The organism is Streptomyces sp. NPDC021093 (assembly GCF_044333135.1).
Classification (GTDB): Bacteria; Actinomycetota; Actinomycetes; order Streptomycetales; family Streptomycetaceae; genus Streptomyces.
In genome coordinates, this window is record NZ_JBIRQJ010000006.1 from 183,766 (window position 1) to 200,127 (window position 16,362).

Annotated in this window: 14 protein-coding genes; 7 read left to right on the plus strand and 7 right to left on the minus strand. The window is 70.3% G+C overall.

Annotated elements, in window-relative coordinates:
* Positions 1-159 precede the first annotated feature (159 nt).
* Positions 160-2,880, minus strand: a complete 2,721-nt coding sequence (gene ppdK / locus ACH4SP_RS19925) for a pyruvate, phosphate dikinase (protein ID WP_398416673.1) — start codon at positions 2,878-2,880, stop codon at positions 160-162.
* A gap of 376 nt (positions 2,881-3,256) precedes the next feature.
* Entirely contained in the window at positions 3,257-4,384 is a 1,128-nt protein-coding gene (gene dusB, locus ACH4SP_RS19930; RefSeq protein ID WP_398416675.1) for a tRNA dihydrouridine synthase DusB, read from the minus strand.
* 67 nt (positions 4,385-4,451) lie between these two features.
* Between dusB and ACH4SP_RS19935 the strand changes: the two genes are divergently transcribed.
* Entirely contained in the window at positions 4,452-5,939 is a 1,488-nt protein-coding gene (locus ACH4SP_RS19935; RefSeq protein ID WP_398416677.1) for an MFS transporter, read from the plus strand.
* Here the strand turns inward: ACH4SP_RS19935 and ACH4SP_RS19940 are convergent.
* Positions 5,900-6,814 carry a helix-turn-helix transcriptional regulator gene (locus ACH4SP_RS19940; protein ID WP_398417196.1) on the minus strand — a complete coding sequence of 305 codons (915 nt, stop codon included), beginning with the start codon at positions 6,812-6,814 and terminating at the stop codon, positions 5,900-5,902. The two genes, ACH4SP_RS19935 and ACH4SP_RS19940, sit on opposite strands and share 40 nt — an antisense overlap.
* 194 nt (positions 6,815-7,008) lie before the next feature.
* On the opposite strand from ACH4SP_RS19940, the gene ACH4SP_RS19945 reads away from it, so the two are divergent.
* Positions 7,009-8,391, plus strand: coding sequence for an MFS transporter (locus ACH4SP_RS19945; RefSeq protein ID WP_398417197.1), 1,383 nt, complete (start codon positions 7,009-7,011; stop codon positions 8,389-8,391).
* A gap of 145 nt (positions 8,392-8,536) precedes the next feature.
* On the opposite strand, the gene ACH4SP_RS19950 is transcribed toward ACH4SP_RS19945, so the two are convergent.
* From ACH4SP_RS19950 to ACH4SP_RS19960, 3 genes are all read right to left on the minus strand, one after another.
* Complete coding sequence (locus ACH4SP_RS19950; RefSeq protein WP_398416678.1) at positions 8,537-8,752, minus strand: DUF6243 family protein; 216 nt, start codon at positions 8,750-8,752, stop codon at positions 8,537-8,539.
* 186 nt (positions 8,753-8,938) lie between these two features.
* Entirely contained in the window at positions 8,939-9,592 is a 654-nt protein-coding gene (locus tag ACH4SP_RS19955) for a response regulator (protein WP_398417198.1), read from the minus strand.
* On the minus strand, positions 9,589-10,824 hold the full coding sequence (locus ACH4SP_RS19960; protein ID WP_398416681.1) for a sensor histidine kinase: 1,236 nt from the start codon (positions 10,822-10,824) through the stop codon (positions 9,589-9,591). The genes ACH4SP_RS19955 and ACH4SP_RS19960 overlap by 4 nt, the downstream gene beginning before the upstream one ends.
* A gap of 234 nt (positions 10,825-11,058) precedes the next feature.
* Between ACH4SP_RS19960 and ACH4SP_RS19965 the strand changes: the two genes are divergently transcribed.
* Positions 11,059-11,466, plus strand: a complete 408-nt coding sequence (locus ACH4SP_RS19965) for a hypothetical protein (protein ID WP_398416682.1) — start codon at positions 11,059-11,061, stop codon at positions 11,464-11,466.
* 14 nt (positions 11,467-11,480) lie between these two features.
* On the opposite strand, the gene ACH4SP_RS19970 is transcribed toward ACH4SP_RS19965, so the two are convergent.
* The gene (locus tag ACH4SP_RS19970; RefSeq protein ID WP_398416683.1) at positions 11,481-12,866 is read right to left on the minus strand and encodes a glycine--tRNA ligase; all 1,386 of its coding nucleotides are present in this window, start codon (positions 12,864-12,866) and stop codon (positions 11,481-11,483) included.
* Positions 12,867-13,057: 191 nt separating this feature from the next.
* Here ACH4SP_RS19970 and ACH4SP_RS19975 point away from each other — a divergent pair, with 191 nt between their 5' ends.
* The 4 genes from ACH4SP_RS19975 to ACH4SP_RS19990 all read left to right on the plus strand — a co-directional run bounded on the left by ACH4SP_RS19975 (position 13,058) and on the right by ACH4SP_RS19990 (position 16,279).
* Complete coding sequence (locus ACH4SP_RS19975) at positions 13,058-14,053, plus strand: metal ABC transporter substrate-binding protein (protein ID WP_398416685.1); 996 nt, start codon at positions 13,058-13,060, stop codon at positions 14,051-14,053.
* Between the two features lie 32 nt (positions 14,054-14,085).
* Positions 14,086-14,871, plus strand: a complete 786-nt coding sequence (locus ACH4SP_RS19980) for a metal ABC transporter ATP-binding protein (protein ID WP_398416687.1) — start codon at positions 14,086-14,088, stop codon at positions 14,869-14,871.
* A gap of 13 nt (positions 14,872-14,884) precedes the next feature.
* Positions 14,885-15,766 (plus strand): metal ABC transporter permease, encoded by an 882-nt coding sequence (locus tag ACH4SP_RS19985; RefSeq protein WP_398417199.1) that lies wholly within the window; start codon positions 14,885-14,887, stop codon positions 15,764-15,766.
* Between the two features lie 75 nt (positions 15,767-15,841).
* Positions 15,842-16,279, plus strand: a complete 438-nt coding sequence (locus ACH4SP_RS19990; RefSeq protein ID WP_398416689.1) for a Fur family transcriptional regulator — start codon at positions 15,842-15,844, stop codon at positions 16,277-16,279.
* Positions 16,280-16,362: the final 83 nt, after the last annotated feature.

Genomic DNA, 16,362 nt, shown 5'->3' on the forward strand with positions numbered 1-16,362 from the left:
CGGATCCCCCGGATCCGGATGGTCGCCACGGGCCCCGTCCACGCCGAAGCGGCGGCACCCCCGCACAGGGTGCCGCCGCTTCGTGTGGTGCCGGATCCTTCGCCGGGGATGAGGGTGGAGAAAGGCTCCCGGCGTCCGATCCGGTGGTCCGGGTACCGGTCAGCGGCTGTCGCTGCCCGTGGCCTGGGCTGCCGCGCGGCCCGCTTCCAGGCGGGCGACCGGGATGCGGAACGGGGAACAGGAGACGTAGTCCAGCCCGACCTCGTGGAAGAAGTGGACGGACTCCGGGTCGCCGCCGTGCTCGCCGCAGACGCCCAGCTTGAGGTCGGGGCGGGTCTTGCGGCCCGCCTCGACGGCCGAGCGGACCAGCGCGCCGACGCCGTCCCGGTCGATCGTCTCGAACGGGGAGACGCCGAAGATGCCCTTCTCCAGGTACGCGGTGAAGAAGCTCGCCTCGACGTCGTCGCGGGAGAAGCCCCAGACGGTCTGCGTCAGGTCGTTCGTACCGAAGGAGAAGAACTCCGCGGCCTCGGCGATCTGACCGGCCGTGATGGCCGCGCGCGGCAGCTCGATCATCGTGCCGAGCGCCAGCTTGAGGTCTATGCCGTGGGCGGCCTCGACCTCGGCGATGACCGCTTCGGCCTCCTCGCGGACGATCTCCAGCTCCTGGACCGTGCCGACGAGCGGAATCATGATCTCCGCGCGCGGGTCGCCCTTGGCGTTCTTGCGGGCGGCCGCGGCCTCGGCGATGGCGCGGACCTGCATGGTGAACAGGCCGGGGATGACCAGGCCGAGGCGTACGCCGCGCAGGCCGAGCATCGGGTTCTGCTCGTGCAGGCGGTGGACGGCCTGCAGCAGGCGGAGGTCGTTCTCGTTGGCGTCCTTGCGGGACTCGGCGAGGGCGACGCGGACCGACAGCTCGGTGATGTCGGGCAGGAACTCGTGGAGCGGCGGGTCCAGCAGACGGACGGTGACCGGCAGGCCGTCCATCGCCTCGAAGAGCTCTATGAAGTCCTTCTTCTGGAGCGGCAGAAGGCCCTTCAGGGCGTCCTCGCGCTCGTCGTCCGTGTCGGCGAGGATCAGCTTCTCGACCATCTCGCGGCGCTCGCCGAGGAACATGTGCTCCGTGCGGCACAGGCCGATGCCCTGGGCGCCGAAGCGGCGGGCGCGCAGGGCGTCCTCGGCGTTGTCCGCGTTGGCGCGCACCCGCAGCCGGCGGCGGCGGTCCGCGTACGCCATGATCCGGTGCACGGCCTCGACGAGCTCGTCGGCGTCGTCGGCGCCGGCGTGCATCCGGCCCTCGAAGTACTCGACGACCGGGGACGGGACGACCGGGACCTCGCCCAGGTAGACCTTGCCGGAGGAGCCGTCGATGGAGACGACGTCGCCCTCCTCGACGACCGTGCTGCCCACGGTCAGACGGCGGCGCTTGGTGTCGACCTCGATCTCCTCCGCGCCGCAGACACAGGTCTTGCCCATGCCGCGTGCGACGACGGCCGCGTGGGACGTCTTGCCGCCGCGCGAGGTCAGGATGCCCTCGGCGGCGATCATGCCGTCGAGGTCGTCGGGGTTGGTCTCGCGGCGGATCAGGATGACCTTCTCGCCGGAGCGCGACCACTTGACGGCCGTGTACGAGTCGAAGACGGCCTTGCCGACCGCGGCGCCCGGCGAGGCGGCGATGCCGCGGCCCAGCAGCTGGGTCTTCGCGTCGTCGTCGAAGCGCGGGAACATCAGCTGCGCGAGCTGTGCGCCGTTGACCCGCTGGAGGGCCTCGGCCTCGTCGATGAGGCCCTGGTCGACGAGCTGGGTGGCGATGCGGAAGGCGGCGCCCGCGGTGCGCTTGCCGACGCGGGTCTGGAGCATCCACAGCTGGCCGCGCTCGATGGTGAACTCGATGTCGCACAGGTCCTTGTAGTGCGTTTCGAGCGTCTCCATGATCTGCATGAGCTGGTCGTACGACTTCTTGTCGATCGACTCCAGGTCGGCGAGCGGGACCGTGTTGCGGATGCCCGCGACGACGTCCTCGCCCTGCGCGTTCTGGAGGTAGTCGCCGTACACGCCCTGGTGGCCCGAGGCCGGGTCGCGGGTGAACGCGACGCCCGTGCCGGAGTCGGGGCCGAGGTTGCCGAAGACCATCGAGCAGACGTTGACCGCGGTGCCGAGGTCGCCGGGGATGCGCTCCTGGCGGCGGTAGAGCTTCGCGCGGTCGGTGTTCCACGAGTCGAAGACCGCGTTGATCGCGAGGTCCATCTGCTCGCGCGGGTCCTGCGGGAAGTCCCGGCCGCACGAGTCCGAGACGATCTTCTTGAAGCTCTTGACGAGCTTCTTGAGGTCGGCGGCCTCCAGGTCGGTGTCGACCTTGACCTTCTTGGCCGCCTTGGCCGCTTCGAGGGCCTCCTCGAAGAGCTCCCCGTCCACGCCGAGGACGGTCTTGCCGAACATCTGGATCAGCCGCCGGTAGGAGTCCCAGGCGAAGCGCTCCCCGCCGGACTGCTTCGCGAGCCCGGTGACGGACTTGTCGGAGAGACCGATGTTGAGGACCGTGTCCATCATGCCGGGCATCGAGAACTTCGCGCCCGAGCGGACCGAGACCAGCAGCGGGTCGTTCGCCTGGCCGAGCTTCTTGCCCATCTTCGCCTCAAGGGCGACCAGGTGGGCGCTGACCTCGTCGCGCAGCTCCTTGGGGGCGTCACCGCTGTCCAGGTAGACCTTGCAGGCCTCGGTGGTGATGGTGAACCCCGGAGGCACCGGCAGACCGAGGTTGGTCATCTCCGCGAGGTTGGCGCCCTTGCCGCCGAGGAGGTCCTTGAGGTCCCTGTTCCCCTCGGTGAAGTCGTAGACGAACTTCTCAGCTACCTGGGGTTCTTTGTTTTCCGACACGGTCTCGGCTCCTCGAAGACGCGTTGGCTGCCCTGACGGCGAGGAACATACCCAGATCGAAGGTGTCTGGGTACGTCCACTTAACCGTCATACGGCTTTAACCACCCGTCCGCCAGCAGATCGAAAGTGATCCGCCCTCCCCCGAACCTCTCCGCATTTATTCAAGTATCGAACGCATCACTACACACAGAGACGCTCAGACCGCCGATTGTCGACTCTCCGTCATGCATGACCGGGAACAGTGAAAAGAGAAAGGGTGGCACTGGGTGCCACCCTTTGGAAAATGCAGCCTGCCGCAAAGTGCTCATCTGAGCGACTACAGCATCAGGCGTGGCGAGAATCACGCCGCCGTACACCCGGTGCGGTAGCCCGAATCTCACCCTCCGGACGTGTCCAGCTCCGCTTCGTCACTGATCCCGGCACAGTCGTACGGGTCCTTCAGCCAGCCGTCCGGCAGAACAACCCGACCATTTCCGGACGTACGCCCCCGAGGTCCGTCCGCACCCTCCGGCCACGGCTGGTCCAGGTCGAGTTCGCTCAGATGAGCGTCCATCTCGGCCAGGGAGGACGCGGTGGCGAGCCTCTTGCGCATCTCGCCGCCCGTCGAGAAGCCCTTGAGGTACCAGGCGACATGCTTCCGGAAGTCAATGACACCCCGTGCCTCGTCGCCGATCCACTCGCCGAGCAGTTCCGCGTGCCGCCGCATCACGACGGCGACCTCCCGCAGGGTCGGCGTCGCCCGCTCCTCGCGGCCCTCGAAGGCGGCCACCAGGTCGCCGAACAGCCACGGCCGCCCCAGGCAGCCGCGCCCCACCACGACGCCGTCGCAGCCCGTCTCGCGCACCATCCGCAGCGCGTCGTCCGCCGACCAGATGTCGCCGTTGCCGAGCACCGGGATCTCCGGGACGTGCGCCTTGAGGCGCGCGATGGCGTCCCAGTCCGCGGTGCCGCCGTAGTGCTCGGCGGCGGTCCGCCCGTGCAGCGCGATCGCCGTCACGCCCTCGTCGACGGCGATCCGGCCGGCGTCCAGGAAGGTGATGTGGTCGTCGTCGATGCCCTTGCGCATCTTCATCGTGACCGGCAGGTCGCCCGCGTTGCCCACCGCCTCGTGCAGGATCGCGCGCAGCAGGGGCCGCTTGTACGGGAGGGCCGAACCGCCGCCCTTGCGCGTCACCTTGGGCACCGGGCAGCCGAAGTTGAGGTCGATGTGGTCGGCCAGGTCCTCGTCCACGATCATGCGGACCGCCTTGCCGACGGTGACCGGGTCCACCCCGTACAGCTGGATCGAGCGCGGCGTCTCGGTCGCGTCGAAGTGGATCAGCTGCATGGTCTTCTCGTTGCGCTCGACCAGCGCCCGCGTCGTGATCATCTCGCTCACGAACAGGCCCTTCCCGCCGGAGAACTCACGGCAGAGGGTGCGGAAGGGAGCGTTCGTGATGCCTGCCATGGGGGCGAGGACCACGGGCGGCTGCACGACATGGGGGCCGATGTTGAGCGAGGTCATTACCCAATTGTCGCGCACCGCCCGCACCCGTTCGAGCGACTTCTTTAGTTATCCGTACTATCGAAAGATGCCCGACGCCTCCGCCGCACGGCCCGCCCCGCCGCTCACCCACCGCCGCCGCATGCTCGTCCTCGGCATCTGCTGCATGAGCCTGCTGATCGTCAGCCTGGACAGCACGGTGCTCAACGTCGCCCTCCCCGCCATGCAGCGCGAGCTGGACGCTTCCGTGGCCGGTATGCAGTGGACGATCGACGCCTACACCCTGGTCCTCGCCTCCCTCCTCATGCTGTCCGGCTCGACGGCCGACCGGATCGGACGCCGCAAGGTCTTCATGGCCGGGCTTGTGATGTTCACGCTCGGCTCGCTGCTCTGCTCCCTCGCGCCGAACCTCGAATCGCTGGTCGCCTTCCGGGCCGTGCAGGCGATCGGCGGCTCGATGCTCACCCCGGTCGCGATGTCGATCATCACCAACACCTTCACCGAGCCGCGCGAGCGCGCCCGCGCGATCGGTGTCTGGGGCGGCGTCGTGGGCATATCCATGGCCGCGGGGCCGCTGCTCGGCGGGCTGCTCGTCGACTCGGTGGGCTGGCGGGCGATCTTCTGGATCAACCTGCCGGTGGGGCTGGTCGCACTGTTCCTGACCTTCCGGTACGTGCCCGAGTCCCGCGCCCCGAAGTCGCGCAGGCCCGACCCGGTGGGTCAGCTCCTCGTCATCGCGCTGCTCGCATCCCTCACGTACGCGATCATCGAGGCGCCGGAGGCGGGCTGGGGGTCCCCGCTCGTGCTCTCCCTCGCCGGGGTCGCGGTGCTCGCGCTGATCGGGATCGTCCTGTACGAGCCGCGCCGGCCCGAGCCCCTCATTGATCTGCGGTTCTTCCGGAGCGCTCCGTTCAGCGGCGCCACGGTGATAGCGGTCTGTGCGTTCGCCTCTCTCACCGGGTTCCTCTTCCTGAACACCCTCTACCTCCAGAACGTGCGGGGGCTTTCCGCGCTGCACGCCGGGCTCTACATGCTGCCGATGGCGGTGATGACCTTCGTGTGCGCACCGCTGTCCGGGCGCCTGGTCGGGGCGTTCGGTCCACGGCCCTCGCTGCTGGTGGCGGGGGTGTCGATGGCGGCGAGCGCGGTGCTGTTCGCCGGATTCGAGGCGGAGACCAGCGATCCGCTGATGTTCACCGGGTACGTGCTCTTCGGCCTCGGCTTCGGCATGGTGAACGCGCCGATCACCAACACGGCGGTCTCCGGAATGCCCCGCGCCCAGGCGGGAGTCGCGGCCGCCGTCGCCTCCACCAGCCGCCAGATCGGCAACACCCTCGGCGTCGCCGTGATCGGCGCGGTCCTCGCGGCGGGCCTCAGCGGCACCTCGTACGCACAGGGCTTCGTGCGGGCCGCCGTCCCGGCCTGGTGGATCATCGCAGGCTGCGGGCTCTGCGTCCTCCTGCTCGGGGCGCTGACCAGCGGGAAGTGGGCGCGGAAGACGGCGGCCAGGACGGCGGAGCAACTGGAGCGGCGCGCTCAGGCAGAGGCGGCGGAATCGGCCTCCGCCAGGGCCTGAAGCCGCTCCAGCCGCCCCCGGGTCTCCTCGTCGACCGGCGGATAGCTGACCAGCCGGGGGCCGGTGGAGGCACCGTTGCCGGGGCTGAGCCAGAGGTTGACGTGCTCGACGTGCAGCAGCCCGACCTCCGCATTGCGGATGTACTTGGTGTGGCTCGCGTGCTCGACGACCTCGTGCCGCTCCCACAGCTCGCGGAACTCCGCCGACTCGCTCTCCAGCCGCTTCAGCAGCGCCTTCCAGGCGGGCTCGGCGAGATGCCCGGCCATCGAGCCGCGGAACTTGGCGGCCATCGCCCGGCAGGTCCCCGGCAGGTCGTCGAGCGCGGCCCGCCACTCGTCGTTGGTGAAGGCGAGCAGCATGCAGTTGCGGTCCTCGCGGGGCAGCGCGTCGAGGTCGCAGAGCAGCCGGGCGTACGCGCGGTTGTAGGCGAGGATGTCGTACCTGCTGTTCTGGATGCAGGCCGGGATCGGCCCCAGCTGGTGCAGCAGCGCCTGGTAGGCGGGGGTGACCGTCGGGCACGGCCCGTTGGGGGCGGGGTCGGACGCTCCGGCGAGCGCGAACAGGTGGGTGCGCTCCACGCGGTCCATCCGCAGGGCGCGGGCGACGGCGTCGAGGACCTGCGGCGACACCTGGATGTCCCGGCCCTGCTCCAGCCACGTGTACCAGGTGACGCCGACGGTGGCGAGCTGCGCGACCTCCTCGCGCCGCAGGCCGGGGGTGCGCCGCCGGCGGCCGCGCACCAGCCCGACCTGCTCGGGGGTGATGCGCTCGCGGCGGCTGCGCAGGAAGGCGGCGAGCTCGGCCCGGCGGACATCGGGCTCACCGGTCACGCGTGCCGCACCGGTCTCCCGTACCGCAGCGGTCCCTTGGGGCATCGTCTGCACCATCGTCGTCATGCTCCCAGCTTCTCCGACGTTCCCGCGCACCGGCCAGCCCGTTGCCGGGTAGTGCTTGTACCAGGATAAGGAAACTCTGGTACCAGGCTTCGGGCTCCCGCACAGTGGCTCTCGTGACCCAGACGACCACGCTTCCCCCGGCCCCCGTCCGCCCCTCCTCAGCCACAGCCGTCCTGTCCTCCCTCGGCCCGCTCGGGTTGTTCACCGTGCTGCTCGGGGCGGCGCTCCCGCTCATCGACTTCTTCATCGTCAATGTGGCCCTGCCGACCATCGACCACGAACTGGCCGCGGGACCCGCCGTGCTGGAGCTGGTCGTCGCCGGGTACGGGCTGGCGTACGCGGTCCTGCTGGTGCTCGGCGGACGGCTCGGCGACATGTTCGGCCGCCGCAGGCTCTTCCTGTGGGGCATGGCCGCCTTCGGCCTGACCTCCCTCGCCTGCGGGCTCGCCCCGGACGCCTGGACGCTCGTCGGGGCCCGGGTCGCGCAGGGCGCCGCCTCCGCGCTGATGCTGCCGCAGGTGCTGGCCACCATCCAGGCGTCGACCGGCGGACAGCGCCGGGCGAAGGCGATGGGCCTGTACGGGGCGACCGCCGGGCTCGCCATGGTCGCCGGGCAGATACTCGGCGGCGTCCTCGTCGCCGCCGACCTCGCCGGGACGGGCTGGCGGTCGATCTTCCTCGTCAACGTGCCCGTCGTGCTCGTCGGGCTGCTGCTCGCGGCACGCTCGGTGCCGGAGACCCGCTCCGAGAAGCCCGCGCCCGTCGACGTACCCGGAACGCTGCTCCTGGCCCTCTCCCTGATCACACTGCTGGCGCCGCTCACCGAGGGGCGGGCCGCGGGCTGGCCGCTGTGGACGTGGCTGTCGCTGGCCGCTTTCCCGTTCGTGGCGCTCGCGTTCTTCCTGGTGGAACGGCGGGCCGACCGGTCGGGCCGCACCCCGCTCGTGCCGCCGAGCCTGTTCGCGGTGCAGTCGCTGCGGCGCGGTCTGCCGCCGATCGTGCCGTTCTCGATCAGCTTCGGCGGATTCATGTTCGTGATCGCGGTGGCGTTGCAGCAGGGCCTCGGCATGGGCGCGGTGGCCGCGGGTCTCGCCCTGGTCCCGATGGCGGTCGCCTTCTTCGGGGCGTCCCTCGCCGGGCCGAGGCTGATCGGCCGCTTCGGCGGGCGGATCACGGTCGCCGGTGCGCTGATCCAGGCGGCCGGTCTCGGGCTCCTGATCCTGGCCGTACGGCAGGACTGGCCGGAGCTGGGCTTCCTGGGGCTGTTCCCCGGCATGCTGCTCGCCGGACTCGGCCAGGGGCTCCAGCTCCCGGTCCTGCTCCGCATCGTGCTCTCCGACGTCCCGGCCGACCGTGCCGGAGTGGGCAGCGGTGTGATGGTGACCGCCCAGCAGTCCTCGCTCGCCCTGGGCGTGGCCACGCTCGGCACGCTGTTCCTGGCGCTGACCCCGGTGCTGGGCATGGGTGACGCGCTCACGGTGACGCTGCTGGTGCAGCTGGGAGTGGTGGCGCTGACGGGTCTGCTGAATCTGCGGCTGCCGCGCACCGTCAGCTGAGGTGCGACGTGCGGGACGCAGCAGGGCCCGGACCGCGTGCTGCGGTCCGGGCCCTGCGTGACGTACTTCAGGCGCTGCGTGCCTCAGGCTTCAAGCGCTGCATGGCTCAGGCGCTGCATGCCTCAGGCTTCAGGCGCTGCCTGGCTCAGGCCTGCGTGTCGGAGCCCCCGGCGGCGGCGTTCCCGTCGGTGCCGGCGGCCTTCGCGCGCATCTTGGCCAGCAGTTCCGCCTTCTTGTCGGCGGCGCTCTGACGGTCGGCGTTGCGGTGCGGGCCGTTGTTCGCCCGCTCGTCGCGGGACTGCCTCTTGCGCTGGCCGCCGCCCTGGCCCACGGGGTTGTTGATGTTCTTGCTCGTGCTCATGCGGGTTCTCCCGGCGTGATGTGAAGTGATCTACGGATTCGACGGTGGGGGACGGGTCGACAGGGACCCGTCACGCTCTCACTCGTAAATCGGCGTCTGGAAGAACATGCTCAGAACGGTACCCTCTCCCGCTCCCCGCCCGCACCAGATTTCCCTGCCCACCAGCACGGTGTGCGCCGCGCGCGGTCAGCCGCTGCCGTCCGGGCCCCTGCCCTCCAGGAAGCGCAGGACCGCCAGCACCCGGCGGTGGTCGCCGCCCGCGCGGGGCAGATCGAGCTTGGCGAGGATGGAGTTGATGTGCTTGGCGACCGCGCTCTCGCTGAGCGAGAGGTGGGCGGCGATCCCGGCGTTGGAGCGGCCCTCCGCCATGGAGGCGAGGACCTCGCGCTCGCGCTCGGTGAGCCGGTCGAGGGGGTCGCTGCCCCTGCGTACGAGCAGTTGGGCGACGACCTGCGGGTCCAGCGCGGTGCCCCCGTCGGCGACCCTGCGCAGTGCCTCGATGAACTCCTCGACGTCGGCGACCCGCTGCTTGAGCAGATAGCCGATGCCGCTGGTGTGGGCGGACAGCAGCTCCGCCGCGTACCGCTCCTCGACGTACTGCGACAGCATCAGCACGGCGGTGTCCGGCCACCGCTGCCGCACCTGGAGGGCTGCGCGGATCCCCTCGTCGGTGAAGCCGGGCGGCATGCGGACGTCGACGACCGCGAGGGCCGGGCGGTGCTCCTCGACCGCGGCGAGGAGTCCCGCCGCGTCGCCCGCCTCGGCGACGACGTCGAACCCGGCCATCTCCAGGATCTTGACGACCCCGATCCTGAGGAGGACGGAGTCCTCTGCGATCACTGCACGGCGGCGGTGCACGGCAACTCCACGGTCATCACGGTCGGTCCCCCGGTGGGGCTGCTGAGGCGGAAGACACCGTCGACGGAGGACACCCGCTGTGCGAGTCCGCGCAGCCCGGTGCCGCCCCGGGGGTCGGCCCCGCCCGTTCCGTCGTCGGTGACGATCACCCGAAGTATCCCCCCGAGCCGGGTGACGGTCACCTCCGCCCTGGTCGCGCGGGCGTGCTTGGCGATGTTGGTGAGCGCCTCGGACACGACGAAGTACGCGACGGCCTCGACGGCGGGCGCCGCCCGCTCGGGCACGTCCACCCGCAGCCGTACGGGGAAGGGCGCGCGGGCGGCGAGCCCCGACAGGGCCGGATCCAGGCCGAGTTCGTCGAGCACGGACGGGTGCAGGCCCCGCACCAGGTTGTTGAGCTCCTCGATGGACTCCTTGGCGGCGCGGTGCGCCTCGTCGATGACCTGCTGCGCCTCGGGCGGCAGGTCCTTGAGCGTGGCCTTCGCGATGCCGAGGTTGAGGGCCATGGAGACCAGGTGCTGCTGTGCGCCGTCGTGCAGGTCCCGCTCGATGCGCCGCCGTTCGGCGTCCGCCGCGTCGACGGCTCCGGCCCTGCTCTCGGTCAGGTCGGACACCCGCTGCTTGAGGGACTCGGCCCTGTCGTCCCGCAACAGGGCGGGCGTGATGCGCTGTTCCAGCCGTACGAGAGCGCCGGCCGACGGCGGTACGGCGAAGAGGGCGGCGATTCCTCCGACCATGACGAACGCGGACCACGTGGTGTAGCCCGGGTGCGCCGTCCGGACATCGACCGGCAGCAGCCACTCCCACGCGTACACGGTCGTCCCTGCGACGGCGAGCAGCGCCAGCGCGAGCACGGCCAGTTCGAGCACCGCCAGGCACGGCCCGACCAGCCAGTGGTACGCGAACTGCCGCCGCGCCACCGCGAACCTCAGCCGGGGCATCTCCACCCCGCACAGCTCCCGGAACCGCCACCGCTGCGCCCCGGTGAGCGCGAACCCGGCGACGAGGATCAGCGCGAGGACCACCGGCAGTACGTACGGAGCAGCGTCCGAGCTTCCGTCCAGAAGTCCGACGGCCTGTGTCGTCGCCCACAGGAACAGGGACGCGGTGAGCAGGTGCAGGAGCGCCCCGGCAGCAAGAAAGGCCAGGTCACGGCGGAGCCTGGCGAACGTGCGCCGCATCCGGGTCGGTGGCGGCCAGGGCAGGAGGTTCATGATCCCGAGGGTAGGCGGCGGGTCTGACAGCGCACCAGGAAGCCTGCTTCCGCCCGGGGGTGCAACCAGTGCCACCCCAAGTCGGCAACCACCACTCCTGACCCGGGCCGCCGAAAACCGGAGTGTGGATCACGAGCCCGACAGCCGGGTTCGGCACCGCGAAAGCACCGTGAGAAGCACCGCGAGAACACCGCGGAACGCCTCGTGGAACGCACCCCGGAAGGATCCGCCTCCATGGCACTCATGGCCCTCAACCTCCCCGCCCCGACGGCCGTTTGGCAGGGCCGCGTGCTCACCCTCGCCGGTCTCACCCTGCTCCCCTGGATGGGCTACCTGGCCGCCACGCTGCCGCCAGCCGAGGCCGCCGCGTGGACGGCCCTCGACGCCCTGGAGGCCCTCTGCCTCCTGACCGCCGGCACCCGCCTCGTACGCGGTGAAGGCAGCCTCCGCCTCCCGGCCGCCGGAGCCGCACTCCTGCTCGCCGCCGACGCCTGCGCCGACCTGCTCACCTCGGCCCCCGGCGCGGAGCTCGCGGCGGCGGCCGCCATGGCCGTGTGCGCCGAGCTCCCCCTCGCCGCCCTCTGCGCGGTCCTGGCACGCCGGAGCCCCCGGCCGCGCATGCGCGCGAACCGGGGGCTCTGAACAGTACGAGCGGGTCAGCAGCCGAGCAGCCGGACCGCCAGGTACTCCTGGATCATGTCCAGCGAGACGCGCTCCTGCTTCATGGTGTCGCGCTCGCGCACCGTCACCGCGTTGTCGTCGAGGGTGTCGAAGTCGACGGTCACGCAGAACGGGGTGCCGATCTCGTCCTGACGACGGTAGCGGCGGCCGATGGCGCCCGCGTCGTCGAACTCGATGTTCCAGTTCTTCCGCAGGTCGGCGGCGAGGCCCTTGGCCTTCGGCGAGAGCTGCGGGTTGCGGGACAGCGGCAGGACGGCCACCTTGACGGGAGCCAGGCGCGGGTCGAGGCCCATGACGACGCGCTTCTCCATGACGCCCTTGGCGTTGGGAGCCTCGTCCTCGCGGTAGGCGTCGAGCATGAACGCGAGCATCGCGCGGTTGACACCGGCCGCCGGCTCGATGACGTACGGCGTCCAGCGCTCGTTGGCCTCCTGGTCGAAGTAGACCAGGTCGTGGCCGGAGGCCTTGGAGTGCGCCTTCAGGTCGAAGTCGGTGCGGTTCGCGACGCCTTCGAGCTCGGAGAACTCACTGCCGCCGAAGTTGAAGCGGTACTCGATGTCGGCGGTGCGCTTCGAGTAGTGGGAGAGCTTCTCGGCCGGGTGCTCGTACCAGCGGATGTTCTCGGGGTTGATGCCGAGGTCCAGGTACCAGTTCCAGCGCTGCTCCATCCAGTATTCCTGCCACTGCTCGTCCTCGCCCGGCTTGACGAAGAACTCCATCTCCATCTGCTCGAACTCGCGCGTGCGGAAGATGAAGTTGCCCGGGGTGATCTCGTTCCGGAAGGACTTGCCCATCTGCGCGATGCCGAACGGCGGCTTCTTGCGCGAAGTCTGCTGGACCTGGGCGAAGTTGGTGAAGATGCCCTGCGCGGTCTCGGGGCGCAGGTACGCGGCGGAGCCGGTGTCCTGGGTCGGGCCGAGGTGCGTCTGCAGCATACCGGAGAACTGCTTGGGCTCGGTGAACTGGCCCTTGGTGCCGCAGTTCGGGCAGTTGATGTCGGCCAGGCCGTTCTCGGGGGTGCGGCCGTTGTGCTTGGCCTCGTACGCCTCGATCAGGTGGTCGGCACGGTGCCGCTTGTGGCAGGCGGTGCACTCGGTGAGCGGGTCGGAGAAGGTGCCGACGTGGCCGGACGCCTCCCACACCTCGGGGGCCAGGATGACCGACGAGTCGAGGCCGACCACGTCCTCGCGCCCGATGACCATCGCGCGCCACCACTGACGCTTGATGTTCTCCTTGAGTTCGACACCCAGCGGACCGTAGTCCCAGGCAGCCCTGGAACCGCCGTAGATCTCACTGCAGGGGTAAACGAAGCCACGGCGCTTGCTCAGGCTGACGATGGTCTCGATCTTGTCGGCGGCCACGGTGCTCTCTTCATTACGACGGGATGGATTGGCGGCGCGAAGCGCCTCATTGAGGGGCGGCGGTCGGGAGACGGGCGGGCGAATGCTTCAGGTTACCGGCGGGCGGGGGCCTCGGATCAAATCGGTATCGGGGACAGAGCGGACAAGCGCACTATTGACAATCGTTTCCACTTTTGTTGAAAATGACTGTCATGAACGTACGACGCCTCATACCCGCGACCGCCACCGCCGCCGCCGTCTCCCTCGGACTGGTCACGCTCTCCGCCTGCGGCGGCAGCTCGTCCGCCGCCGACGGCAAGAACGCGGACGGGAAGCTCAACGTGATCGCGTCGTTCTACCCCATGCAGTACCTGGCCGAGCAGATAGGCGGCGACAAGGTCAACGTCTCGACGCTGACCAAGCCGGGCGTCGAGCCGCACGACCTGGAGCTCAAGCCCAAGCAGACCGCGGAGCTCTCCGACGCGGACCTGATCGTCTACCTCAAGGGCCTCCAGCCGGCCGTCGACGAGGCCGTGCAGCAGTCCGGTGCCAAGTCCACCGTCGACGCCTCCACCCTCACGAAGCTCGAAGCGCACGGCACCGAGGCCGGTGGCCACGAGCACGGCGCCGAGGAGGAGGCCGGGCACGAGGGCCACGACCACGGGCACGACCACGGCGCCGAGGGCGCCTCCGACCCGCACGTCTGGCTGGACCCGGTGAAGTTCGCCGAGGTCGCCAAGGGCGTCGGAGCGGCCCTGGAGAAGGCCGACCCGGACAACGCGGCCACGTACAAGAAGAACACCGGGACCCTGGTCACCAAGCTGGACGGCCTGAACACGGCGTTCAAGGACGGCCTGAAGAACACCACCACCAAGACCTTCATCACCACCCACGCCGCCTTCGGCTACCTCGCCGAGCGGTACGGCCTGGAGCAGGAGGGCATCAGCGGCGTCGACCCGGAGTCCGAGCCCAGCCCGGCCCGCATCAAGCAGCTCCAGAAGATCGCCAAGGACGACAAGGTCAGCACGGTCTTCTTCGAGACGCTGGTCAGCGACAAGACGGCGAAGACCGTCGCGAAGGACGCCGGTCTCAAGACGGACGTCCTGGACCCGCTCGAAGGCATCACCGACAGGTCCAAGGGCTCCGACTACCTCGAAGTCATGAAGTCGAACCTCGCCGCCCTGCAGAAGGCGCTCGGCGCGAAGTGAATTCCACACCCCCAGCATCGGAGGCGCGAGAAGTGCACAACGACGCCGTCATCTCCCTGGGCGCGGCCACCGCCACGCTCGGCTCGCGCCCCGTGCTGCGCGGCATCGACCTCTCCGTGCACCGCGGCGAGGTCGTCGCCCTGCTCGGCGCGAACGGCTCGGGCAAGTCCACGGCCGTACGCTCCGTCATCGGCCAGGTGCCGCTGACCGGCGGCACGGTCGAGCTGTTCGGTACGCCGCTGAAGCGCTTCCGGCAGTGGGCGCGCGTCGGCTACGTACCGCAGCGGACGACGGCGTCGGGCGGGGTGCCCGCGACGATCCGCGAGGTCGTGTCGTCGGGCCGGCTGTCCCGCTCCCGGCTCGGCCTGCTGTCGTCGAAGGCCGACAGGGCCGCCGTCGACCGGGCGATAGGCCTCGTCGGCCTGTCCGACCGGGCCAGGGACTCCGTGAGCGCGCTCTCCGGCGGCCAGCACCAGCGCGTGTTGATCGCCCGCGCGCTCGCCTCCGAGCCCGAGCTGCTGATCATGGACGAGCCGATGGCGGGCGTGGACCTGGCCAGCCAGGAGATCCTCGCGGAGACCCTGCGCCGGCAGGTCGCGGCGGGCGTCTCCGTGCTCCTCGTGCTGCACGAGCTGGGCCCGCTGGAGCCGCTCATCGACCGGACCGTGGTGCTGCGCGACGGGCTCGTGACGTACGACGGTCCGCCGACGGCGGGCGCCCTGCCCGGCCACGACGACCACCACCTGACCAAGGAAGACTGCCACCCGGACGCCGTGCCCGCCGCCGCGTCTCCGGTACCGACGGGACTGCTGAGCTGACATGAGCGAACTGATGGACATCTTCAGCACCCCGTTCATGCAGCGGGCCCTGATCGCCGCCGTCCTGGTCGGCATCACCGCCCCGGCGATCGGCATCTACCTCGTGCAGCGCCGCCAGTCGCTGATGGGCGACGGCATCGGGCACGTCGCGATGACCGGTGTCGGCCTCGGCTTCCTGCTGTCGGCGAGCCCGGTCTGGACGGCGACCGCCGTCGCGATCGCGGGCGCCGTCGTCATGGAGCTGATCCGCTGGTACGGCAAGACCCGCGGCGACATCGCGCTCGCGATGCTCTTCTACGGCGGCATGGCGGGCGGCGTCCTGCTGATCAACCTCGCGCCGACCGGCTCCAACGCCAATCTCTCCTCGTACCTCTTCGGCTCGCTCTCCACGGTGTCGCAGGAGGACGTGACGGCGATTCTCATCCTGGCCGCCTTCGTCGTCCTGGTGACGATCGGGCTGCGCCGCCAGCTGTTCGCCGTCAGCCAGGACGAGGAGTTCGCCCGGGTGACCGGCCTGCCGGTGCGCGCCCTGAACCTGCTGGTCGCGGTCACGGCTGCGGTGACCGTCACGGTCGCCATGCGGGTCGTGGGCCTGCTCCTGGTCAGCGCGCTGATGGTGGTGCCGGTGGCCGCGGCCCAGCAGATCTCCCGCAGCTTCACCGTCACCTTCGTCCTGGCCGTCGCCATCGGTACGGCGGTGACCCTGGCCGGAACGGTCACCTCGTACCAGTACGACGTCCCGCCCGGCGCGACGATCGTGCTGCTCGCCATCGGCGTCTTCATCGCCCTGACCCTGCTCGCCGCACCACTGGCACGGAGGCGCTCGCGCGCGGGAGACTCCGCACAGCGGGAAACCGAGGGCCCCGCCGTGACCGCCGACGCGATCAAGGTCTGAACAGGCACGGTCGGCGCTCCTGGCACAATGGCCCGACGCATCTATTCGCGTAATGGGCGACCAGAGGAGGCACCTGTGACGACGGCGCCGAGCGGTGCGAGCGCGACGACGAACTCCGCACCGGTACGGGGGCGCTCCACCCGGCAGCGAACTGCCGTGGCGGCGGCGCTGGACGAGGTGGACGAGTTCCGCAGCGCGCAGGAGCTTCACGACATGCTCAAGCACAAGGGCGACTCGGTGGGCCTGACCACGGTCTACCGCACGCTGCAGTCCCTGGCGGACGCGGGCGAGGTCGATGTGCTGCGCACCAGTGAGGGGGAGTCGGTCTACCGGCGGTGTTCCACCGGCGACCACCACCATCACCTGGTGTGCCGGGTGTGCGGCAAGGCGGTCGAGGTCGAGGGCCCGGCCGTCGAGTCGTGGGCCGACGCGATCGCCGCACAGCACGGATATGTGAACGTGGCGCACACTGTGGAGATCTTCGGTACGTGCGCGGAGTGCGCGGCCGCCTGACGGCCGCACTCTCCTGGCCCGCCCGATTTCCCGAACGCCCCAACTCCCACCGGGAGTTGGGGCGTTCGCCGTGTTTCGGCCAA

Excerpts from the sequence above, each read along its gene's own strand:
- ACH4SP_RS19965 (WP_398416682.1), top strand. The coding sequence starts at position 11,059 with ATGGCACTCATGGCCCTCAACCTCCCCGCCCCGACGGCCGTTTGGCAG.
- ACH4SP_RS19940 (WP_398417196.1), bottom strand. The coding sequence starts at position 6,814 with ATGCCCCAAGGGACCGCTGCGGTACGGGAGACCGGTGCGGCACGCGTG.
- ACH4SP_RS19975 (WP_398416685.1), top strand. The coding sequence starts at position 13,058 with ATGAACGTACGACGCCTCATACCCGCGACCGCCACCGCCGCCGCCGTC.
- ACH4SP_RS19950 (WP_398416678.1), bottom strand. The coding sequence starts at position 8,752 with ATGAGCACGAGCAAGAACATCAACAACCCCGTGGGCCAGGGCGGCGGC.
- ACH4SP_RS19985 (WP_398417199.1), top strand. The coding sequence starts at position 14,885 with ATGGACATCTTCAGCACCCCGTTCATGCAGCGGGCCCTGATCGCCGCC.
- ACH4SP_RS19935 (WP_398416677.1), top strand. The coding sequence starts at position 4,452 with ATGCCCGACGCCTCCGCCGCACGGCCCGCCCCGCCGCTCACCCACCGC.
- ACH4SP_RS19960 (WP_398416681.1), bottom strand. The coding sequence starts at position 10,824 with ATGAACCTCCTGCCCTGGCCGCCACCGACCCGGATGCGGCGCACGTTC.
- dusB (WP_398416675.1), bottom strand. The coding sequence starts at position 4,384 with ATGACCTCGCTCAACATCGGCCCCCATGTCGTGCAGCCGCCCGTGGTC.